Here is a 21,788-nt window from a genome sequence, read left to right on the forward strand (position 1 = left end):
TGTTTATCGGAATATTAACATACTTTATCCGATTTATCTTGTAGTTTTAAGCTTCTAAAGGCTTCTTTAATCTTGAAATCTTTAAAACAATAAACTATGAGGCAAATATTAGTAGTTCTATTTTTATTAAGCAACTTAGCTCCAGTTTTACTATTTGGGCAATCAAATAAAATTCACCCAAATATGGAACAAACATACTGGAACTTTATCCGTGCTAAAATTTTACCACCAAATGCCAAAGCTTATCGATTCGAAAAAGATATTCGCGTTCATCTTAAAGGGGGTTTTAACAAACAAGATTCTGTTTGTATTCAACAATTAATCGAAAAAGTAAAACCTCTTATCAATACTGTAAACATTGAATTCAATGATTCTCTCCCTAATATCACTTTATGGATAAGAAGTGGAACTGGAGCTAGAAAAATCCATAATTTTTATGGCCAACAAAAGTATGGAACCATTACATCTCAAGAGCATCAATTCTCATTTGATGATATGGAACAAACTGTACGAAAACCATATTTAGAATATTATTTGATTAGTAGTTTAACTGCAAAGCAACACAATCCTACTGGAGATACAGGCATTACGCAAAGTATTTTTCATGAAGATGATCCCATCAAAACTAAATTTACCGAAGCAGATCAATTTTTGATACAAAAACTATATTCAAAAGATTTTTACAGTCAGTTTAAATCCAATTTTAATGGTTCGCTTATTGATTATTATTATTATCGGTTTGGAGATAGAATTCGATTTGCCAGTGAGGCAATCGCAATTATACTAGGATTTGTTTCTCTGCTCTTACTGCTAAAATTCCATTTGATTAAAACCGAATCAAAAAATTGGAAAGAGTTTGTAAAACAAGGCTTTATGATCATCAATTGCATACTTTTCTTTTATCTGCTTTCCCAACGATTTACTGCATACAAATTCATTGTCTTGCCAGACATTCTAAAAATCGTTTTGCTAACACAAGTATTGTTATTTTTTGAATTGTTATTCATTTATCTAATCGAGAAAAGATTCAAAGTTCAAAAGATCTCAACCAAGCTCATCAAACAATCGGTGACAACATCCGTTTTTACCTATTTCTTCTTTATTGGATATTCTTATATTTTGCCTTTAAGTTTATCGTATAAAGCTTATTGTAATTGGGAATTGAGTTTTGAGCAAATGACAATTGTAATCATGGTAGTTTGCTTTAGGCTGATTTTTAACTTCACCAATTTTCAAAACATACAAGAAATCAGACTTCACGATATGGAGTTGTCAAAATTGAAGCTATTAAAAACCAAGGCTGAACTTCAATCATTACATTCAAGAATTAACCCGCATTTCTTATACAATTCATTAAACTCGATTGCAACACTTGCCCATATCAGCCCAGAAAAAACCGAAGATATGGCTCTTGAGCTATCTGATTTTTTCAGATATGCAATAAACCACAACAATCAGGATATGATTGAAATAAAAAAGGAGGTTGAAATCACTAGAACCTATTTGCAAATAGAGAAAGTCCGTTTTGGTGAAAAATTAGATTTTCAGATTGATATGGATGAAGAAATTGAAACCAGTATAGTTCCACGCTTCTTAATACAACCACTTATTGAGAACTCCATAAAACATGGAATTTCGAAAATTCAGGATACAGGTAAAATTAAATTGGAAATCAAAAAGAAAGCTGATGAATTGACGATTATAGTTCATGATAATGGTCCGGACTTTCCTGACACTCCAATTTCTGGTTATGGCCTTAGAAGTCTGTATGAGAAATTAGATATTATTTATGAAAAATCTGCAAGAATCACATGGCAGAACCAGCCCAACAAACACATTTGCATAAGCCTGCCACTTTCACAAAAACCTTTATCGCATGAAAACTAAATACAAATCAATCGTAATTGATGACGAACAACTGGCAAGACTGCGTTTGATCAACTTATTAGCTCCACATAATGACAGAGTTGAAATTATTGGAGAGGCAGACAATGGCAAGCAGGCAATTGAAATGATTAACCATTTGAAACCTGATTTAATTTTTTTAGATATTCAAATGCCAGAAAAATCAGGCTTTGATATCCTTAAGGAATTGCTCCATCAACCTCTGGTGATTTTTTGTACTGCACACGATGAATATGCTCTTTTGGCTTTCGAAACTGCAAGCATCGACTACCTTTTAAAGCCAATAAAAAAAGAACGTTTGGAAAAAACCATTGCAAAACTAGGGCTCATCGAAAGGGAAAATAATTTAAGTAAACTGGAAGAAATTCTTGCAAAACAGTTCAGTACAATTACAAAAAAAGAGTTGAGCTCAATTCCAGTTAAGCTAGGAGATCGAGTAGCTTTTGTCGCCATTGAAGATATCACTCATTTTAAAGCTGAAGATAAATATGTCAGCATAAATAATAATGAAGGAAAGGAATTCATTATTGATCATAGTTTGAACTACCTTGAACAAAAGTTAGATGAAAATTTTTTACGTGTTCATAGATCCTGTATCGTAAATACCATGTATATAAAAGAAATAAAACGATACCTGGGAGGACGATATATTCTTCAACTTAATGATGTAAGGCAAACCAAAATCACAAGTGGAAAGAATTATCACGATAAAATTAAGAGTTTAATGAATTTCTAATTTATTCACCTTGCCTAAAGTGAATAAACAATAAAATAAATACATATGAAACAATTCATAATAACAACCTCCCTTCTTCTTGGGTTCATTTATTGTCAAGCACAAGATCAAAACCACCTATCCGATTTTGATTTCGTTATCAACAAAATTAAGAATGACTACCCTGGATATTCTGATAAAGTAAATGACGAGAATATTCAAGAATTAAAAAAACTGGAAAAGAAAACAAGGAAAATGATGATCCAATATCCTGATTCTTGTTATAAATATTTGAAAGATTATACGGCTTGGTTTAAAGATTATCATTTACGGGTATCTAAAATTAGAAATTCAAGTAAAAGAGAATCTTACAATAGAAAATATGCAGAATTCAATTTGGATTCATTGCAGAAAACACCCAAAACAATTGAAGGAATTTGGATTGGATATCGAGGAAGTTTTGCTGTAAAAAAAGAGCTTCATAAATACACTGCCATTTCAATAGATCTGCGTGGTTATGAGAAAAATCAAATTATTTTTGAGGCTATTGAAAAAAAGAACAACGAATTTGATTTAACCACATACCGAAATAACAGAGGTTTTAAACCTCGCCAAGAAGAAGCATCCTTATTATTAAACAATTCGGTTCTTGAAGTTCACAATGATACCAGGTTTGTCAGAAAAACTGCAAATAAGAAAGCCGATATGGCTTTTTTGCTATCATACATTCCTAAACATCCAAATGGTTTAAATACATATCCAGTAGCTCTGAGTCTAAACGATAGTACTTTTTATTTGAGAGTCCCTGGTTTTTATACGAATACTGCCAATGATTTAGTAGAAAAACATTGGAATGAAATTACTAAAAGACCTAATTTAATCGTTGATATTAGAAACAATGGTGGAGGTCAAGACAATTATTATAGAAAATTAGCAGAATTGATTTACACCAATCCATATGAAAGTAAAGGTGTCGAATGGTATTCCACAAAAGGAATTATTGAAGATTGGGAAGACGCAATAAAGAAAGGTCATATAAAAAAAGGCGGTGAGGAATGGGCTAATGTTCTGCTAAAAAAAATGAAAGAAAAGGTTGGTGGATTTGTAATCCATCCTTTTCACGAAGGTGACACTAAAATTGAACGCGATACGGTTTATAGTTATCCTAAAAATGTAGGCATAATAATAAATAGCGGAAATGCATCCTCAGCAGAACAATTTCTTTTAACTGCCAAGAACAGTTCAAAAGTCATTTTGTTTGGAAATGAAAATACAGCTGGAGTTTTAGATTATTCCAATATAACGCCAAAAGAATTACCCTCAGGAAAATACAAACTATGGTTGCCAGCTACACGTTCAAGAAGATTACCTGATCATCCAATTGATAATATTGGAATTGCACCAGATATTCATATCCCATTGGAACCAACATTACAATTATTTGACAGACTTGATGATTGGGTGTATTTTGTAAAGGACTATTTAGAATATAAAGAATAAAAGTTGATGATATTTTACAATACCCTGTATAAGTCGATAACATGCCCCTGTAAAGGTAGTTCCCTTGACCATGTATAGGTAATTACATTGTCTAAGTAAAGGTAGTTACATGATCTATGCAAACGTAGTTGCTTTTATACTAAAAATTTTAAAGCAATTTCATTAGATCTGAAGTTTGAATTACCATCGCAAACTCTTCATGTAAACTAGCCAAAGCAGTATCATGAATCAGCTGAGCAGGATATTTTTCACCATTCACCCCTATTTTATCGAAGGTGGCAAGCGCATCTTCGATTAAATAGGTTTCGAAGCCAAAGTTCCCAGCCATTCTGGTTGTAGTAGAAATACAATGATCAGTAGTTAGACCAACAATCACCAATTTTGTGATCCTTTTTTCATCGAGTTGCTCTTTCAAATCAGTTCCAATGAAGGCAGAATTTACATTCTTCTGAATGATGGGTTCATTTTTAATCGGTTTTGTCAATTCCATGAACCCGTTGCCAGGCATATTGGGTTCCAAAGGTGAGCCCTTAGCAGTGGAACAGTGCTGAACATGATATAAAGGCAAGCCTTTATCGCGCCAGACTTTTAGAATTTTTGAGGCATTCAGCTCTGCATCCGGATTGTTTCTTCCTCCACCCCAATACTCAATATCTTCAAATCCTTTTTGAAGATCGATTAATAACAATGCTGTTTTATGGTCTATTTTCATGTTCTTAATATATTTAACCTAAATATCGTAAGATTCTTCGAAAACAGCCAATTCATATTGACAGGCTTCAATAAAAACTTCTTTCACTTGCTCTTTATATCCAGATTCAACAGCATTACTCTCAACAATCTCGATGAATCGTTGTGTGTAATAAACGTATTCATCACCTGCATAGGTATCTATAAATTTCTGATACGGATTATTGCTAACGTTCTTTTGAATAATGGTATCAGCAACAGCGCCATAAATCCAAAAACAAGGAAGCAAGGCAGCATAAGCCACTTCCAGAGGTGAGTTTTTTGCATGATCCAACAGGAAATTGGAATAATCGGCGAAAGCCTTGGATTGCACTTTAGCTTCTTGCAGGTTGAAATGCTTTAAATATTCATCCCTTAACACAAACTCAACCTCTAATCCATCTTTTTCAAGCCTTTTAAAAAAATCTCTATTTGTATCATTTTGACTTCTTGCTGCTACCATTCCAAGCGCTTCGGCATCCTTTTTCAAATATAGAATATCCTGAGTCAGGTAATGTGAGAAACTCTCTTTTCTTAAAGTTCCTGTCGCCAGTTCGTTCACAAAGCAACAGGAAATTAATTGTTGATATACGGAGAAAGCAGCTTTCCAAAGTTCTTTTGTAAAAATGCCTACTGCTTGCATGTTTCCAAAAGTTGGTAAAAATGATTTACAGGTCCGTGCCCTTCTCCTATCTCGTAATCTGATCCAGCAATAATAGCATTATTGATGTATTCTTTTGCCCTTTTAGCAGATTCCTGAAGATCATACCCTTGCGATAAGAAAGCAGCAAATGCCGATGACATGGTGCACCCAGTGCCATGAGTATTTTTTGTTGTCAAGCGAAGAGATTTCATCTCTACGCTTTCCTGCTTTTCAAAATCGTAAAACACATCAATCAACTCATCCTCATTCAAATGTCCTGCCTTAAGCAAAACCGAAACTTTGTATTGATTCGCCAACTCAGCAGCACATTCAAACACATCTTCCTGTGTTGGGATTTGTCTTCCCAGAAGAATTTCTGCTTCAGGAATATTGGGCGTGATCACTTTCACCATTGGTATCAGCACCTTTTTTAATGTTGTAATGGCCTCATCCAACAACAACTTATCACCCGAAGTTGCCACCATTACGGGGTCGAGAACCACATTTTTAATTTGATATTTTTTTAGAGCATCAGCTACAACATGAATGGTTTCCGAAGAATGCAACATTCCAATTTTTATGGCATCAGCACCAATATCACTCAAAACCGCATCTATTTGCTCTGCTAATATCTGATTGGGAATTGCATGCACATTGCTTACGCCCACAGTATTTTGTACTGTTATTGCAGTGATAGCAGTGGCTGCATACGATCCACATGCCGAAATGGCTTTGATATCAGCCTGTATTCCTGCTCCACCGCCAGAATCGCTTCCTGCAATGCTTAGTACTCTATTATATTTCATTTTTTAACATTTATTTTAAACAGGCCATGTTTCCTTTTTATAAGCACTATCCCAAAACATCCACTCCATTTTAGATGCTTTAACAAAAGCATTCCACATTCGCTTTCTCTTCTCTATGGAAGTATGCACAGCCAGATGATCACAAATTTCTATTGCTTTTTCAACCGCAATCGCAAACTCTTCACCTCCGTAGGTATCTATCCAATTTTGGTATGGATTGTCTTTTCGATCCTGATTTTTCAGAATATAATCTCCCACTTTTTTGTAAATCCAAAAACAAGGCAAGACAGCTGCTGCGGCTTCTTCAACCGAGGCGGTAGCCAATTGCTTATGAATAAAAGAGGTGTAAAGCAGACAAGAAGGTGATACGCTACCATTCTGTCTTTTATCTTTTAAATAAAACTGATGCAATGCTTGCTCAACCGCAACGGTATCACTGGCAAAGTTTAAAAAGTCTTTTCTTTGCTCAGAATCTTCCAGTTTAACAGCAATTCCAGCCAACACTTTACCAAACTCTGCCAAATAAAGTGAATCCTGAGTCAAATAAAATTTAAATTTTTCATTGTCCAGTTCACCACTCATCAGTTCAATTATAAAAGGATGCTCTAGTATTTGTGTATAAATTCCTTCAATTCTTCTCCAGGCTTCTTCTGACCATTTCATGAATCAATTGCTTTTAGTGATAAACTCTTGTTAACGATTTCCTTCAGTTCTTTTGCTGCATTGCGCGGATCTTCTGCACAAACAATCGCCGAAACAACAGCAATTCCATCGGCTCCAGCCTTAATAATATCTGCTGTATTTGCCGAATTGATACCACCAATAGCCACAGCTGGATGCTTGGAAAAACTCATAATCTCCTCCACTCCACCTAGTTCCAATGGCTTGGCAATATCATTTTTGGTTTGAGTAGAAAATACTGGCGATAAACCAATGTAATCAACATCTAGTTGGTTTGCTTGCTTTGCCTGTTCAATATTCTCCACCGATAGTCCGATAATTTTTTTCGGCCCTAAAATCTGACGTGCTACATCAAAAGGTAAATCACTCTGACCAATGTGCAAACCATCTGCATCCACTGCCAAGGCAATATCTAGTCTATCATTTATAATTAGAGGTACTTTATATGGCTCCAGAATCTTCTTAATTGCACAAGCCTGATTGTAAAATTCTCTGGTAGAAGAATTCTTATCGCGAATTTGAACCATAGAAATACCTCCTTTTACTGCCTCTTCAACAATATCTTCAAGGGCTTTCCCATTGGCCAGTTCTTTATCTGTTACCAGATATAAACTTAAATCTTCCCTTATCATTCTACCGTACAAAATGCTTGTTCAATTTCAACTTTGCTTAGATTATACAAACAGTCCAAGAAATTCATTTGCAAGCTTCCAGGTCCATTAGATTTCGCTGTTGCCAATTCTCCAGTAATTCCCATTACAGTCATTCCATTAACGGCTGCTTCAAATAAATTATCGTTGGTAGCAGCAAAAGCTCCCAATAGAGCAGTTGCCGTACATCCCATTCCTGTTACCTTTTCCATCATCGAAGTTCCAAAGGCAACATTTTCAACTCGATTACCATCTGTGATATAGTCTACTTCTCCACTAACTACCACAATACACTCGTGCAATTGAGCCAAATATTTTGCAGAATCGATTGCTGAACTCGTAGATTCAACACTATCAACCCCCTTGGTTTTCATTTCCTGATTTACCAAAGCCATTATTTCAGATGCATTTCCTCTGATAATTTCTGGATTGCAATTGTTAATAATTCTCGTGGCTATTTCATTGCGGTAAGGTGTAGCGCCCGCACCTACAGGATCAAATACAATTGGAATTTTACTTTCATTAGCTCTCAATCCAGCAATAATCATTGATTCAACCCATTCCTTTGATAAAGTTCCCATGTTTAGAACCAACGCCGAAGCAATGCCAACCATGTCCTTCACTTCTTCCTGAGCATGTGCCATCACAGGCGAAGCCCCAATGGCAAGAAGTGCATTTGCGGTATTATTCATCACCACATAATTGGTAATGTTGTGCACCAAAGGAGAACTTTTTCTGATTGCTTCCAGGTTTTCTACAATTACTTTGTGATTCATTTATTTAATAATTTTAGGTTAGATAGAAGTCTCAAGATTAAAATAATCATTGTAGTGAGTCTTTAATAGTTATTTTAATCATGCTCGTTTCATCTTTCTATTTTTTAACAGCACAAATCGCCACATAATCACCACAATCATATCCTTCAATTGGTTCTTCGGCCACTTGATTCGAATACAGAGGATGCTTTGTTAGTGTTTGTGCAAATTGAAGATCCTTAAAGTTAGCATTTTTAATCATTTCTATTTTCTCCAAAGTCGTTCTCCACTTGGCAACTTTTACCAATTCTATTGGATATGGATCCCTGGGATGAACTCCTCCTAATAATTCATGTTCCCAAGTACCTACTGATTTAGCCAAATTGTAAAGAACCCCATACGAACTTTCTTTGGGTACATCAATCATTACAATTTTACCTCCTGGACGTAACGCTTCATAAGCTTTATCAACAGCCTTTTGTAAATCAGTAATATAGCTTGGTGTACCATTAAATAGAATCGTATCGAATTTCTCCTCTCCCAATTCCATTTCCTCGGCAGTCGTAATTTCAACATTTATGCCTCGCTCTTTGGCAAGAGCAGCCATTCCTTCTGATGGTTCAATTCCATTTTTAATGCTTATGCCAAATTCTTTGTCCAAAATGGTTTCGAATAGTCCACTTCCACATCCTACCGAGAATACATCTCCTGCATTTTCTAAGAAATGTGCCACTAATTTTACTTCCGAATAAAGAACATTTTCGTTTTCCAAAAACCATGCATCATAATCCGATGCATATTGATTAAATTTTGATCCCATTTTATGCTTTTGTTTTAAGTATTGTGCACAACAGTAGGAAACAAAAAAAAACCGCTCCACGAAAGTGAAACGGTTATATCTATATGGTAATAATTTATATCAGACAAATCGTTTCCCTACGCTACTATTATGCAGATCAGGTAAAAGGGTAAAATCTCAGCCTGAATAAATGATTCAAGCACCCCTAACGTGTTGACAAAGGTAAAATTATTTCATGAAATCTCTTGTATTTGTATAATAACCCGGAATAAAATATTTGGCTGGATCCTGGGCTATTCGTTCGTGATATCGAACACTTTCATAAATTGCTTCTGTAAGATGTAATGTAACTCCAATTATCTCCTGTCCAACTGTAAACGATTCTTTCTGGTAGTTTAAATTACCCAAATTTGACTTATCAAACTCCTTAAAACACTCTATTATAATCTCTTCCTTTTTTACATCAAAATTAAAAGGAGCTTTCTGTTCCTTATATTCCTTCCATTTGCTCAGATATTCCTCATCATTTAATACTTGTGCAAAACTAGAAAGAGAAACTAGTACAAATGCCAATAAACAAACAGTTGTTTTCATATGCATATCAGTTATTATGACTTAAATATACATTTATCATATCATCTAAACAAATTTGATATTCAACAATAGAATTAATTAAAAGTCAAACATATTATGCTATTATATTTTTTAAAACTATCACATAACAATAAGTAGGATGTAATTTTGTATTTTGGTAAATTTGGAAAAAAGAACTTTGATCCAGGTTAGGCTTCATCGGTTAAAATTTAAATAAGAAAAATGTATCAAAGAGACTATGTTTTAAGAATGATTGAGATGATTGGTGAATTGATCGCTCTAATTTTAGGTTTATTGAAAAAAAAGAACACAAAAAAAGCATCTCAGATTCTTGAGAATGCATATCGTGATTTTCTTAAAGAAGATGCTTCTTTCTTTAGGAGTTTGCCAAAAGATAAACTTACCAACAGTTTATTGCAAGAACACAACTATACCGATGAACATTTGCAGGTGTTAGCAGAATTATTTTATGCTGAAGCTGAAATACAGAATGCTAAAGAACAAAAAACACTTGCAAACGAATATTATGAGAAATCTTTAATTATATTTCGTTTTGTAGCCGAAAATTCTACAATGTTCTCTTTAAGTTTAGAAAATAAGATCAATATAATCGAAAACAAAATTAATTGTTGCAAATATTAAACATGACAAAGTTCATGTTGTAAAAGACCATATTTATTTGGTCTTTCATTTTGGAAACCGCTACATTTGTTGATAACCAACTTGAACCTTTGTAATGAGTTTTTTCCATAAGAGAACAAAAGCAGATACCGCTTTAAAATATTTTCATAAACCTCCGGGATATTACAATTGTGCACAAGCAATATTTAAAGCATTTCAGGAGGAATACCAAATCACAAACAATCAAATTGTTGAGCTTGCCAAATATGGTAATGGTAAAGCACCCAATGGATACTGTGGAGCCTACTATGCTGCTTTGGAACTGATTAAAGATAATCCTGATTTAAAAGAGGAGTTCACCAGAAGATTTCAAGAAAAATCAGATTATTTGACTTGCTTCGATATCAGGTTTAATTACTCAATGTCATGCAAAAACCTGGTAAAACTGGCTGCCAATTTGCTGGACGAAATTCATTCTGAACAAAAGGATTCAGAATGAAACCCATTCAGGTAACTGCAGCAATTATCCAAAAAGGTGATTTTATTTTGGTAGCACAAAGAAATCACCACGATGATTTGGGATTGAAATGGGAATTTCCTGGTGGAAAAATCGAAACAAACGAAACTGCTGAAGCATGCATGGTACGTGAACTTCATGAAGAGTTTGGCATTCAATCAAGAGTAACAGGCTTTCTGGGAGAGAACACTCACAATTATGGCAGTAAAATCGTTTGCCTAAAAGCATTTTTTGTTGAACATGTATCTGGCGAATTTCAAAAAAGAGTACACCAAAATATCAAGTGGGTACATTTCAATGAATTAGAAAACCTAGATTGGGCTCCGGCCGATATCAAGTTGGTAGATTTACTTCTTCAACATTTTCAATCAAGCAATTGATTTACTGAATCACGCAAAAAATCTCTGGTATGGTAATCTTCATCTATAATTTCTCCATTCCACACTACAATATCAAGGTCAATTACTCTTGGGCCAAATTTGGGTAAACTTCTATCGCGCCCCATCCTATCCTCAAGTCGTTTTAAGTAATTTCGAAACTCATCGATATCATGTTGTGTTTCAATCTTAACTGCTCCATTAATAAAATCATCCTGATCGGTAATGCCAATTGGAGCAGTTCTAATCCAAGACGAGTGCTTTCCCACCCTATGATCTTTTGCGAGCAAACATAACATCCTTTTGATATTTTCATTAGGATTTATATTTGATCCTATTCCAATAATACACGAGTTCATATTTTTATAAATTAGATATTCGGTTCGCTTCAAGTTCTATGGATACAGATTCAGCAAATCGCAACGCATGTGGCTTATCCACTTCAACTTTTGCCCACTCCACATTGGGATTTTTCATGATCAAATCTAGAACCTGCTGAGTCAAGTTTTCAAGCATTTTAAATTTGCCTTCCTGTACCAAAGCAATTACCTTTTTCGTAATCACTTTATAATTGTACGAGTTGTCAACATCATCTTTCCTAATGGCTTCACTAACATCTGTTTTAATACTCATGTTAATTACCACATCCTGTTTGTTTCTTAGTTCTTCAGGATTAAATCCAATGTATGTTCTAATCAGTAAATTTTTAATGCGAATAATTGCCATAATCTAATTTTATAAGAGTTGTTCTCCACCATCGCAGTACAATATCTGCCCGGTTAAGTTTTCGTTTTCCAAAATGTAATCTATCGATTGAAGAATTGGCTGTACACCTCCCGGCACTTTCATCGGAGTTTTATTGGCCAAATTCTTTAAATATTCCTCTCCTTTTCCCTTAGGAGGTAATGTCGCACCTGGAGCAATACCATTTACTCGTATGCTTGGACCACATTCCAATGCCATCATTTTTGTAAGATGTGCTAATCCCACTTTAGAAATGCAATAAGCGGCATGAGAATTTGAATACCCTGAAATTCGAGTATCTAAAAAATTAATAATTAATCCCTTATTGTTATTTAAAACAAAATCACGCGACAGAATGAATGGAGCTTTTAAATTCACATCCATTTGTAAGTTAAAGAGGTTTACATCTGTTTCGCGAATTACACCAGGATCAAAAACCGAAGCATTATTTACCAGTACATCCAATTGCTTGAAGTGCTTCATCACCCTATCAATCAATTGTTCTAATTCAACCTCATTGCTTAAGTCACATTGAAATATTTTGAATTTTTGTAATGGATAAATACTAATCAATTTTGCCTGTAATTCAAGAGCTTCTTTTTTGGATGAGTTGTAGTGCAATGCAATATTATATCCCTTAGCGGCCAAATGTTCGGCCACTTCTTTTCCTATTCTTTTTATTGCTCCGGTTATTAGGACATTTTTCTTTGTCATTTCAGATGTTTTTTATCGCTTTCCATTAAAATTAAAAAATATTCAATCGCTAAAGAAATTTATGATAAGATAATTTAAAGATTCACAGAAAATATCATTTTATAATTCCTATTTTTGATCATTGGATTTAACCATTCTGAAATTTAATAGGTAAAAGATGATAAATATTAGAATTGAGGAGGAACTTAAAAGTATATGGCCTGATCTTAAACTAGGAGTTATTCAATGTGATGTTGAAACACTAGAAAATTGTCCAGAACTTTGGAAAGAAATCAATGAGTTCATTGAGAGAAAGGAAAAAGAATTAGATCCTGAAAAAATAAGACAGCTACCTAGTGTAAAAAGCACAAAATTAGGTTATCGCAAAATTGGGAAAGATCCAAGCAGATATAGACCTTCCGCCGAGTCTTTACTAAGAAGAGTTGCAAGTGGCAAAGGATTATACAAAATTAACAATGTTGTAGATCTTCTAAATCTAGTTTCGATTAGCAGTGGGTTTTCTATTGGTGGTTACAATGCAGAGAAAATAAATGGTGAGGTTCAGTTAGGAATTGGCAAGAAAAATGAACCCTATGAAGGAATAGGACGTGGAGAATTAAATATTGAATTCTTACCCATTTTCAGAGATGAATTAGGAGCCTTTGGAAGTCCTACCAGCGATTCTAATCGTACAGCCATCACCAAGAACTGTACACAATTTTTAATGATCATTTTAAGCTTTCAGGGAGATATTGATTTGCAAAAAGCAATGAACTTTGCTGTTTCATTACTACAAAAACATGCAAAAGCAAACAATATTGAAACTCAAATCATCTAAATTAAAAAGTCCGCACATCAAATGCGGACTTCCATTTCAAGTCTGTGTAGTAATTTCACCTCTTACTAAGGTTAGTTTATTGTAATACAAATTTAATTACCGATGTATAAGATACGTTTACAGGTTTACCTCGCTGTTTTCCAGGTGAAAATTTTGGCAAATTCTTTATTACCCGAATTGCCTCTTGATCTAAAGAAGGATCCACACCTCGCAATACTTCCACATCATAAATGCCTCCATCTTTACCTACTATAAATTTTACAAATACTCTACCGGTAATTCCATTTTCCTGAGCCAATACAGGATACCTTAGGCTCTTATAAATGTGTCGATAAAGTTCTGCATCTCCCTCCTTTTGGGTTTTACAGATATCTGGGCGGAAGATTGGCATTTCTTCAACAATCACAAAAATCTGAGCTTCATCCTCTTCCTCTTCTTCCGCAACAACTTCTCTAATAGGCTGAATATCCACTTCTGTTTCCTGATTGATTTCTTCCTCGACAATTTCTAATTCTTCTTCCAGTTCAACATCATCATCAACAATGGTAATAACATCCGCAATTTTGATTTTAGGAGGTAGTTTGGGTGGAGCCTTTATTTCTTCCTGTCTGGTAATCGGAACCATTTCCTCATCAACTGTAAATTCGACTTCCGAAGTAAATTGGGTAGCTTGTTTTACATTGGATCTCCATTCAAATGAAACAAAGGTTACAGCCAGAGCCACGACCATCCCAATTTCAAAGAATAAGGATTTCCGTTTTTCCAAATCAACATTTGGATTCTTTTTAGGAATCATAGCTGTTCATTTTTATGGTAACAAATTATAATCAACAACAGGTGCATTTGTAGCATGATTCCCACTGGAATCATGCCAAAATACTAACCTCATGAGAGGATGAGTTCAAAGAACGTTTTATTTATTATATAGTACGAATTTTAATCTTTATTGTTTCGGCAATACAGGTGTTTGCATTTTGATTTTCAGCTTATTGTAATTTAAAATTCACAAAAGCAGAATAATAAACTGGAACAGGTTTTAATCGTTGCATACCAGGTTTAAATTTTGGCAAGCTTTTTAACACTCTAATCACCTCATTGTCAAGCAATGGATCAACTGATCTTGTAATTTGAATATCAGAAATCTCACCTGTTTTGGTCACTACAAATCTTACAAATACTCTTCCCTGAATACATGATTCTTGTGCAGCAACGGGATATCTAACGGAGGATTGCAAAGTCTTAAAAAGATCCATATTACCCTCTTTGTAATTCTCATTTTTATCAGGATTAAAAACTGGCATATGTTCCACAACTGCAAACGGAGTTTCTTCAACAAATTCTTCAGGAACTTCCTCAATCACTGTTAATGGTACCTCATCATTAGGATCACCAAATGTATCCTCAGGCTCAAAATCAATTCCGTCTTCTTCATTATCTACCAATAAGGGCGCAAGCAATTCTATCTTTTTAACTTTTGGCGGCTCAATAGGTTTTTCAGGCTCACGATAGGTAATTGGTATCAACATATCCATATCATCCAATACCTCGAGAACAACATCTTTAGGTTCTTCAAATGGAACCTCATATTCGAAAGCAGTTAAAACCAATGCAAAACTGAAAATTAATCCAAACTGCAAAAACATGATTCTTTTCTTCTCCAAATTATATTTAGCATTCTTCTTCTCTTTCATAGCTCTTAGAATTAAAGGTTCAATAACAACTAATTTCTTAGTTAATATCTATAAAAAAATTATTGCAGCACAAACGAAATATATCCGCTAAACCAAACACTTACAGGTTTATTTCTTTGCATACCGGGTTTAAACTTAGGCAAGTTACTAACCACTCTAATGGCTTCTTCATCCAATGATGAATCAACTGAACGAACCACTTTAATGTTAGCAATTTCACCAGTTTTGGTAACAACAAATCTTACAAACACTTTTCCTTGTATTCCATTTTCCTGGGCAATTGTAGGATAACGAGCCATTTTTTGCATGGTAATGAACAAATCACGTTGTCCCTGTTCGTAGGTTTTGTTCTTTTTGGGATTGAAAACTGGCATCTGCTCTACTTTCACAAATGGCGTATCTTCATCAACTTCCTCTTCATCTTCATTTACAGCAACAATAGCAAATTCATCATCTTCTGATAAGTCAGCATCTTCAATCTCAAGATCTTCAATTTCTTCGTCATCATCTGCCAATAAAAGTTCTGCTAACTCCATCAGCTTTACTTTTGGCTGCTCTTTGGGTTTTGGTTTATCCTGAACAGTAATTGGGATAATTTCGTCCATTTCTTCAAGGACATCCATGGTCAATTCCTCGGTTTTAGTAACTGGTGTTTTGTACTCAAAAGCAGCTAAAACAATTAAAAAACTCAGTAAAAAACCGATTTGCAAGAACATTCCTCTTTTCTTTTCTAAATCGTAGCGGGGATTTTTTTTTACTTCCATAACATTGAATTTTGGTTAGACAATAAATTGGTTTTGGGTTTTATTCCTAAGAAATTAGTCATAAGAACTAATTTCTTAGTTAATATACGTAAAAAATTTTATTATTTCAAAGCAAAACGAATAGGAATCGTATAACTCACCTTAACTTTTATTCCTTGTTGCTCTCCAGGAATCCAATAAGGCATACTATTTATAACACGAAGAGCCTCTTGATTTAACTCCACATTAGCGCCTTTAATAATTTTTGCATCCGAAACACTACCATCTTTATTCACATTGAACTTCACATATACTTTCCCTTCGTAACCTTGCTCAGCAGCTAAGATCGGATATCTTAAATTTCTAGCAACCCACTTTCTTAAGCTTCCGTTTCCGCCTGGGAATTCTGGCATTTTCTCAACAACGGTATATTCCTGATTATAATTTTCCAATTTCGCTAAATTATCAGAATGATAATCCGAAGCATTTTTAAGTCTCGCAAGAACTGGTTTTCTAATCACTATTGGTTGCTCAACTGCAAAGTCTTTCAATTTAAAATCAATTGGTAATGTATAAGCAACATTCACCAAGTTGCCTTTGTGCTTACCTGGTGTCCAATTAGGCAATCCCTTTACCACTCTCAACGCTTCCTTATCTAGCTCAGGGGAAACTCCTTTATTTACATATACATTTTTAACTTCCCCTGATTTTCCAACAACAAAACTTACAAACACTTTCCCTTCCATCTTATTCTTCTCTGCTGCCTTAGGATATCTCATTTCATTAGCGATATACTTCTTCAGCACATTTATACCTCCAGGATATTCAGGCATTTCATCAGCAATTCTATAAACTTGATTCGGACTTACTTCTTCCTTATACTTTAAGGCTGAGATACCGCTAACAGCAGATCCATGAACGAATTTCAATTCTTCATCGTATGTAGAATATTGTCTGTCTGAAAAAGAATAGAATTGCTTTAATCCATCAGGAATAAATTCATTAAATGAAAAATCTTGGGAAAGTTTTTCCTTTTCTTCTATCGTAAAAGCAAAGGCAGATAGTAATACCAAAACAATTGGAAGCAACAATAAAAGTTTAACCAACGCAATCTTTGGAGTTTTAATTTTGCCTAACATCGAAATTCTTTTCTTCAATGTTGATTGACCAAAATTATTTGCCAATCGAAATAGATCGCCTCCTGCGAATTGATTGACAATATGCATTTTGTATTCATTCGGATTAACCGAACCATTTACCACCTTATCATCAGCCAAATACTCGTGTACTTCCTGAATAGAACTTTTGTACATCCAAACAAATGGATTAATCCAAAATACCACCGTAAGCACTTCCAGTACCAAAAGATCAAATGTGTGCAACTGATCAACATGTACTCTTTCATGTGCCAATATTGATGCAAATCCTGGCTTTTTATAATCCTTATTGCTAATGAAAATGGCGTTTAAGAAAGAGAATGGCGGATAATCATCCTTCATTACTACCAACTGAACTCCATTCTCACGAATTCGATTATTCGTTCTCGTCCAAATAAACAATTGAATTAGGTTTTTGGCAAAGCGAAGCGTCAGTAGTAATAATCCAATCAGGTAAATAAATCCAATATATTGATACCAATTAATATGATTATCAGCAGTTACCACAACTTCCTGTAGCATATTTGCACTCAAATATTGCTGAGAAGTCAGTACTACTGCATCAAGCATTGCATAATCAGATGTCACCGGATTTGTTTCTACCTGAAAAGGTATTTTAAGAGATGGAATTAGTAACGAGGCGGCCAAAGTCAGCATCAAGAACACACGGTTGATCCTGAAAAAGGTATCCCTTTTCAGAAACAACCAATACAAGGCATAAAAGAATGCCATGCAGATTGCTGATTGTAAAAAATATAGAATTACGCCTGTTACCATTCACCGATAAATTTTAAGAGCTTTGCTTTTTAATTTGCTCTTCAACCATTCTTTTAACCTCTTCCAATTCCGATAAGCTTACCTGTTCTTCCTTTGCAAAGAAGGATACCATATCTCGGTAGGAATTCGAGAAATAATTTCTTACAAATCCTTTCATGAATTTGCGAGTGTATTCTTTTTTGGTAATTAATGGGTGATATCTATGACTTTTACCGAATGCAACATGCCCAACAAATCCTTTTTTCTCAAGGATTCGAACGATTGTTGAAACTGTATTGTAAGCTGGTTTTGGCTCAGGAATGCGCTCAATTACTTCCTTTACAAAGGCACTTTCAAGTTCCCAAAGGATCTGCATCACCTGTTCTTCAGCCCTGGTCAATTCTTTCATTATTATTTGTATTATTTAAAGTGGGACAATTTGTTTTTGTTTGTTAAATCTGATTTTTTGACTTCTGACTTAAATATAGAACTATATTCTTAGTTTTCCAATCTTGATGAATAAAAATCATCAATAAAATCAATAAGCTACCGAATAGCTTGATGTAATCATATTATTACTTGTTTATTTGAAATGAATCCGCATCAAGATGCACAGGAAATTTGGTCCTAAAATCATTCAATTGACACAAACTTATGTTGTAAGTTTGAATGATTGTTTTATGATCTTCACATTTTGCCAGAAGCTTTCCTTTGGCATCGAAAAGAGATGAATCTCCTGAGTATGATAAATTCATACCATCTTCTCCTACCCGATTCACACCTATCACATAACTTTGATTTTCAATTGCTCTTGCTTTCAACAGGGTATTCCAAACCTCTCTTCGGGCTTGAGGCCAGTTGGCAACATACAGCAATAAATCATATTCATCAATTCCTCGACTCCAAACCGGAAAGCGCAAATCGTAACAAACCAATGGACAAATTCGCCATTTGCCAATCGTAAAAATCACACGCTCATTTCCTGCCTTAAAATGCATTTGTTCTTCTCCCATTCGAAACAAATGTCTTTTATCGTAATGGGCTAAAACTCCTTCAGTATTTACAACATATAACCTGTTGTAATATTCCGAATTTTCTTCAACAACAATGCTTCCCAGTATTACAGCCTGAAGCTGCGAAGCCCATTTCTGCATCCAATTAATTGTTATCTCCGCAAATGGCGCTACCTTATTTTTATCCTTCATTAAAAATCCAGAGGTAAACATCTCGGGTAAGACAATTAAATCATTTTCCTCTTCAATTTTTCCAAGTAGTTCAGAAAAATGATTCAAATTGGCTTCTACATCTCCCCAAATCAAATCGGATTGAACCAAGCTAACTTTTAACAGATCGGACATAACAAACAAAATTTACAAGCCAGTAGAAAATCTTTCAGGATGTTTTGGCTTTGAGTTTATATAATTGCTCTTGATAATTTTCATATCCTCTTCAACATTTCCTGTTGGATAAAAAGGCTCTCCGCAAGTTAAGGTTTTATCCTCATAATTGATTTCTGCCAAATAAATTGGAACATTTGCTTTTAAAGCGATAAAATAAAATCCTTTCTTCCAATCCGTTCTCAAACTCCTGCTACCTTCTGGTGCTATTGAAATATATAGGGACTCCCTTTTCGAAAACTCTTCGGCCAATTGATCTGTCATATTCCCTTTTTTCGATCGATCAACCGGAATTACCCCCCACGACTTTAAAAGGTATTTTAATGGAAAAACATAGAGTTCTTTCTTCATTAAAATCGTAGTTTTTACATTGTGTGACAGAAAAGCCAGCTTTCCCCAAACAAAATCCCAATTGGAAGTGTGAGGAACTGCAATAATTACAGCTTTTTTTACTTCTGGAATATCACCAATATATTTCCAGCCGAACATTCTCATGATCAGCCTACTTATACTTGCTCTCATATTTTTGTATTGAATCTAATGCAAAGCAATCAATTCTTTGTCTGTAAAACAACCTTTCTTCAAAGAAATCTCTGAAAATAGCGTAGATTGGGAAAAGTATTCCCCTAAAAATTATTTATTTTTGCATAATCTTACAATTAAATTAAAGCTTACACACTAAAACATATTCACTTTGGCTTTTATACAAAAAGACGCAATTTTCTCAGGAAAATGGTTTTATAATTACTCACTGGTTATTGCCGGAGCATTTATCATGGCTGCTGGCTTTGTATTTTTTATTGTTCCTCACGATTTGGTTCCAGGTAGTATTTATGGAATCGGTATCGTAATCAACAAATTGACTCAAGGATTATTTCCTCAAGGGTTATTTGGCACATTAAATCCTGATGATTATACCGGATTCATATCAAGTATCCTATATCACTTTATGGATTATTCAAACGATTTGTTTCGAAAGTTTGGAGGAGGAATTCCAGTTGGAATAGCAAGTTTGGCAATAAATATTCCTTTAAGCCTTATTGGGATAAAAGTTTTAGGACCTCGGTTTGGCGTAAAAACCATTCTGTCTTTCGTGTTATGTGCTTTGTTTTTAGATACAATTACAGCTTGGTGGGGCGTAATCCCATTGGTTGATGATGTATTGCTTTCCTGTATTTTCGGAGGTATTTTTATAGGGTTTGGTTTGGGTTTAATTTTAAAAGCCAGAGCTACTTCGGCAGGTTCGGATATTTTAGCAATGATGGTTGCAAAATTTGCAAAAACACCTCTTGGACAAACCGTTATCTATATCGATTTTCTAATCGTTTTAAGTTGTTTATACATCCAACTCGATTGGCAAATTCCATTGTATTCGCTGGTAGTACTATTTATTATTGGTAAAGTTACTGATATTACCTTGCAAGGATCATCCTATGAAAAAGCTTTATTTATTGTATCAGATAAATACGAAGAGATCAAAAACAAGGTAATTGGAGATATGAACAGAGGTGGCACCTTCTTAAAAGGAACCGGAATGTATGACGGAAGTGAAAAAAATATGATTTTCATGGTGGTTAACCGCCGTGAACTATCGATGCTTCAGGATTACATCCACTCAATCGATCCTGAAGCCTTTGTAACCGTAATGGAAACCAACGAGATTCTAGGGAAAGGGTTCAAATCCCTAAATGATAAATCTGTATAAAAAGTAGCTTACTTTTTAAATTTTGCTACAATTTTACCCCATTGGGTAGTTTGTAGCTCTTTAATTTTATTCGACAGAATCTCAGAATCAGAAATCGGAATTTCGGAATTTCCAATTTTTAAAAACATGCCGAACAATTCCCGATCTGTTTCGGGAATTTCTGATAAATCCATTCGAGATACATATAAACGAAATTGCTCCTCTTCTTCTATGCTAGTGCTTCCTGCATAGTATTTGGTTAGCAATTCATGACAAGAAAATTCTTTTAGAATGCCTTCGGGATCAACCTTTACTCGAATTAATTTTCGAGCTTCGGCCAACATGGATTGTATATTATTTATTCCAAGTCCCACAATTTTTGATATTTCATCAATACTCATTCTTAACAAAGAACGCAAACAAAAGATCTCAGCTTGAATGGGAGCCAGTTCTTCCAATAACTTACAAAAACGTATCAGCATTGGATCAACTTCGTCATTTTGACTTGGAACTCGTCCTGATGCACTTTTACTACTCACTTCATTTTTTGCCAAATCTCTGGCAATTTTAAAAACAGGAGTCAAATCGGAATGAGAAAGTACTTTCCTTTTGTGCCAGCACTCCTCGAATGTTTTCCCAACAATTTGAATGGTTTGTTCATAATTCTTAAGAATACAAAATACATAGTAATATATCTTGTTCGCATTGGAAAAGATAAAAGTATTGAAGTGAGATTTATCCATTAGTCAAGTAGTAGTAGATGTATCGAATAATACCAGATTTCAAAAAGTAA

Annotated in this window: 27 protein-coding genes and 1 riboswitch; of the genes, 8 read left to right on the forward strand and 19 right to left on the reverse strand. The window is 34.5% G+C overall.

The features are described from left to right. Window positions 1–96: 96 nt before the first annotated feature. The 3 genes from ACKPCA_RS07585 to ACKPCA_RS07595 are packed head-to-tail and all read left to right on the forward strand — an operon-like array spanning window position 97 to window position 4,120. Window positions 97–1,887 (forward strand): sensor histidine kinase, encoded by a 1,791-nt coding sequence (locus ACKPCA_RS07585; RefSeq protein WP_321282275.1) that lies wholly within the window; start codon window positions 97–99, stop codon window positions 1,885–1,887. Next, entirely contained in the window at window positions 1,877–2,641 is a 765-nt protein-coding gene (locus ACKPCA_RS07590) for a LytR/AlgR family response regulator transcription factor (RefSeq protein WP_321282276.1), read from the forward strand. The genes ACKPCA_RS07585 and ACKPCA_RS07590 overlap by 11 nt, the downstream gene beginning before the upstream one ends. A gap of 45 nt (window positions 2,642–2,686) precedes the next feature. Next, window positions 2,687–4,120 (forward strand): S41 family peptidase, encoded by a 1,434-nt coding sequence (locus ACKPCA_RS07595; RefSeq protein ID WP_321282277.1) that lies wholly within the window; start codon window positions 2,687–2,689, stop codon window positions 4,118–4,120. 148 nt (window positions 4,121–4,268) lie between these two features. Here the strand turns inward: ACKPCA_RS07595 and ACKPCA_RS07600 are convergent, their stop codons facing one another. The 8 genes from ACKPCA_RS07600 to ACKPCA_RS07635 all read right to left on the reverse strand — a co-directional run bounded on the left by ACKPCA_RS07600 (window position 4,269) and on the right by ACKPCA_RS07635 (window position 9,777). After that, window positions 4,269–4,832 (reverse strand): cysteine hydrolase family protein, encoded by a 564-nt coding sequence (locus tag ACKPCA_RS07600; protein ID WP_321282278.1) that lies wholly within the window; start codon window positions 4,830–4,832, stop codon window positions 4,269–4,271. Between the two features lie 18 nt (window positions 4,833–4,850). Continuing rightward, window positions 4,851–5,492, reverse strand: coding sequence for a TenA family protein (locus tag ACKPCA_RS07605; RefSeq protein ID WP_321282279.1), 642 nt, complete (start codon window positions 5,490–5,492; stop codon window positions 4,851–4,853). Continuing rightward, complete coding sequence (thiD, locus tag ACKPCA_RS07610) at window positions 5,480–6,298, reverse strand: bifunctional hydroxymethylpyrimidine kinase/phosphomethylpyrimidine kinase (protein WP_321282280.1); 819 nt, start codon at window positions 6,296–6,298, stop codon at window positions 5,480–5,482. Before thiD ends, ACKPCA_RS07605 begins: the two co-directional genes overlap by 13 nt. Before the next feature lie 15 nt (window positions 6,299–6,313). Further along, window positions 6,314–6,961 carry a thiaminase II gene (gene tenA / locus ACKPCA_RS07615; protein WP_321282281.1) on the reverse strand — a complete coding sequence of 216 codons (648 nt, stop codon included), beginning with the start codon at window positions 6,959–6,961 and terminating at the stop codon, window positions 6,314–6,316. Beyond that, window positions 6,958–7,611, reverse strand: coding sequence for a thiamine phosphate synthase (gene thiE / locus ACKPCA_RS07620; RefSeq protein ID WP_321282282.1), 654 nt, complete (start codon window positions 7,609–7,611; stop codon window positions 6,958–6,960). Before thiE ends, tenA begins: the two co-directional genes overlap by 4 nt. Continuing rightward, a complete protein-coding gene (thiM, locus tag ACKPCA_RS07625; RefSeq protein WP_321282283.1) occupies window positions 7,608–8,405 on the reverse strand; it encodes a hydroxyethylthiazole kinase in 798 nt (265 codons plus the stop codon). The genes thiE and thiM overlap by 4 nt, the downstream gene beginning before the upstream one ends. A 97-nt stretch (window positions 8,406–8,502) precedes the next feature. After that, window positions 8,503–9,204: a methyltransferase domain-containing protein gene (locus ACKPCA_RS07630; RefSeq protein ID WP_321282284.1), complete on the reverse strand. Its 702-nt coding sequence runs from the start codon at window positions 9,202–9,204 to the stop codon at window positions 8,503–8,505. 96 nt (window positions 9,205–9,300) lie between these two features. After that, window positions 9,301–9,400, reverse strand: a riboswitch (TPP riboswitch). A gap of 11 nt (window positions 9,401–9,411) precedes the next feature. Then, window positions 9,412–9,777, reverse strand: coding sequence for a hypothetical protein (locus tag ACKPCA_RS07635; RefSeq protein WP_321282285.1), 366 nt, complete (start codon window positions 9,775–9,777; stop codon window positions 9,412–9,414). A 222-nt stretch (window positions 9,778–9,999) separates the two neighbouring features. On the opposite strand from ACKPCA_RS07635, the gene ACKPCA_RS07640 reads away from it, so the two are divergent. The 3 genes from ACKPCA_RS07640 (at window position 10,000) to ACKPCA_RS07650 (ending at window position 11,295) form a co-directional block, all read left to right on the forward strand. After that, complete coding sequence (locus ACKPCA_RS07640) at window positions 10,000–10,419, forward strand: hypothetical protein (protein ID WP_321282286.1); 420 nt, start codon at window positions 10,000–10,002, stop codon at window positions 10,417–10,419. Window positions 10,420–10,513: 94 nt separating this feature from the next. Further along, window positions 10,514–10,897, forward strand: coding sequence for a C-GCAxxG-C-C family (seleno)protein (locus ACKPCA_RS07645; RefSeq protein ID WP_321282287.1), 384 nt, complete (start codon window positions 10,514–10,516; stop codon window positions 10,895–10,897). Further along, window positions 10,894–11,295 (forward strand): (deoxy)nucleoside triphosphate pyrophosphohydrolase, encoded by a 402-nt coding sequence (locus ACKPCA_RS07650; RefSeq protein ID WP_321282288.1) that lies wholly within the window; start codon window positions 10,894–10,896, stop codon window positions 11,293–11,295. The genes ACKPCA_RS07645 and ACKPCA_RS07650 overlap by 4 nt, the downstream gene beginning before the upstream one ends. Here the strand turns inward: ACKPCA_RS07650 and folK are convergent. From folK to ACKPCA_RS07665, 3 genes are read right to left on the reverse strand one after another with little or no spacing between them, the layout of a single operon-like run. After that, entirely contained in the window at window positions 11,280–11,651 is a 372-nt protein-coding gene (folK, locus tag ACKPCA_RS07655) for a 2-amino-4-hydroxy-6-hydroxymethyldihydropteridine diphosphokinase (RefSeq protein WP_054720380.1), read from the reverse strand. The genes ACKPCA_RS07650 and folK overlap by 16 nt on opposite strands. Before the next feature lie 4 nt (window positions 11,652–11,655). Then, window positions 11,656–12,018, reverse strand: a complete 363-nt coding sequence (folX, locus tag ACKPCA_RS07660) for a dihydroneopterin triphosphate 2'-epimerase (protein WP_321282289.1) — start codon at window positions 12,016–12,018, stop codon at window positions 11,656–11,658. 9 nt (window positions 12,019–12,027) lie between these two features. After that, window positions 12,028–12,750 carry an SDR family oxidoreductase gene (locus ACKPCA_RS07665; RefSeq protein WP_321282290.1) on the reverse strand — a complete coding sequence of 241 codons (723 nt, stop codon included), beginning with the start codon at window positions 12,748–12,750 and terminating at the stop codon, window positions 12,028–12,030. Window positions 12,751–12,907: 157 nt separating this feature from the next. On the opposite strand from ACKPCA_RS07665, the gene ACKPCA_RS07670 reads away from it, so the two are divergent. Then, window positions 12,908–13,567 (forward strand): B3/B4 domain-containing protein, encoded by a 660-nt coding sequence (locus ACKPCA_RS07670; protein ID WP_321282291.1) that lies wholly within the window; start codon window positions 12,908–12,910, stop codon window positions 13,565–13,567. Window positions 13,568–13,643: 76 nt separating this feature from the next. Here ACKPCA_RS07670 and ACKPCA_RS07675 read toward each other — a convergent pair whose 3' ends face one another. The 7 genes from ACKPCA_RS07675 to ACKPCA_RS07705 all read right to left on the reverse strand — a co-directional run bounded on the left by ACKPCA_RS07675 (window position 13,644) and on the right by ACKPCA_RS07705 (window position 19,833). After that, entirely contained in the window at window positions 13,644–14,363 is a 720-nt protein-coding gene (locus ACKPCA_RS07675) for an energy transducer TonB (RefSeq protein ID WP_054720388.1), read from the reverse strand. A gap of 190 nt (window positions 14,364–14,553) precedes the next feature. Further along, window positions 14,554–15,258, reverse strand: coding sequence for an energy transducer TonB (locus ACKPCA_RS07680; RefSeq protein WP_321282292.1), 705 nt, complete (start codon window positions 15,256–15,258; stop codon window positions 14,554–14,556). A 59-nt stretch (window positions 15,259–15,317) separates the two neighbouring features. Then, window positions 15,318–16,022, reverse strand: coding sequence for an energy transducer TonB (locus tag ACKPCA_RS07685; protein ID WP_321282293.1), 705 nt, complete (start codon window positions 16,020–16,022; stop codon window positions 15,318–15,320). 101 nt (window positions 16,023–16,123) lie between these two features. Further along, entirely contained in the window at window positions 16,124–17,890 is a 1,767-nt protein-coding gene (locus ACKPCA_RS07690) for a M56 family metallopeptidase (protein ID WP_321282294.1), read from the reverse strand. A 58-nt stretch (window positions 17,891–17,948) separates the two neighbouring features. After that, the gene (locus tag ACKPCA_RS07695) at window positions 17,949–18,323 is read right to left on the reverse strand and encodes a BlaI/MecI/CopY family transcriptional regulator (protein ID WP_054720396.1); all 375 of its coding nucleotides are present in this window, start codon (window positions 18,321–18,323) and stop codon (window positions 17,949–17,951) included. A 166-nt stretch (window positions 18,324–18,489) separates the two neighbouring features. Further along, complete coding sequence (locus ACKPCA_RS07700; RefSeq protein WP_321282295.1) at window positions 18,490–19,272, reverse strand: amidohydrolase; 783 nt, start codon at window positions 19,270–19,272, stop codon at window positions 18,490–18,492. Between the two features lie 12 nt (window positions 19,273–19,284). Continuing rightward, window positions 19,285–19,833, reverse strand: coding sequence for a 1-acyl-sn-glycerol-3-phosphate acyltransferase (locus tag ACKPCA_RS07705; protein ID WP_054720401.1), 549 nt, complete (start codon window positions 19,831–19,833; stop codon window positions 19,285–19,287). Window positions 19,834–20,005: 172 nt separating this feature from the next. Between ACKPCA_RS07705 and ACKPCA_RS07710 the strand changes: the two genes are divergently transcribed. Next, a complete protein-coding gene (locus ACKPCA_RS07710; protein ID WP_321282296.1) occupies window positions 20,006–21,016 on the forward strand; it encodes a YitT family protein in 1,011 nt (336 codons plus the stop codon). Between the two features lie 8 nt (window positions 21,017–21,024). Here the strand turns inward: ACKPCA_RS07710 and ACKPCA_RS07715 are convergent, their stop codons facing one another. Then, window positions 21,025–21,738, reverse strand: a complete 714-nt coding sequence (locus ACKPCA_RS07715; protein WP_321282297.1) for an RNA polymerase sigma factor — start codon at window positions 21,736–21,738, stop codon at window positions 21,025–21,027. Window positions 21,739–21,788 lie beyond the last annotated feature (50 nt).

The sequence above is a fragment of the Marinifilum fragile genome (assembly GCF_963677365.1).
GTDB classification, from domain to species: domain Bacteria; phylum Bacteroidota; class Bacteroidia; order Bacteroidales; family Marinifilaceae; genus Marinifilum; species Marinifilum fragile.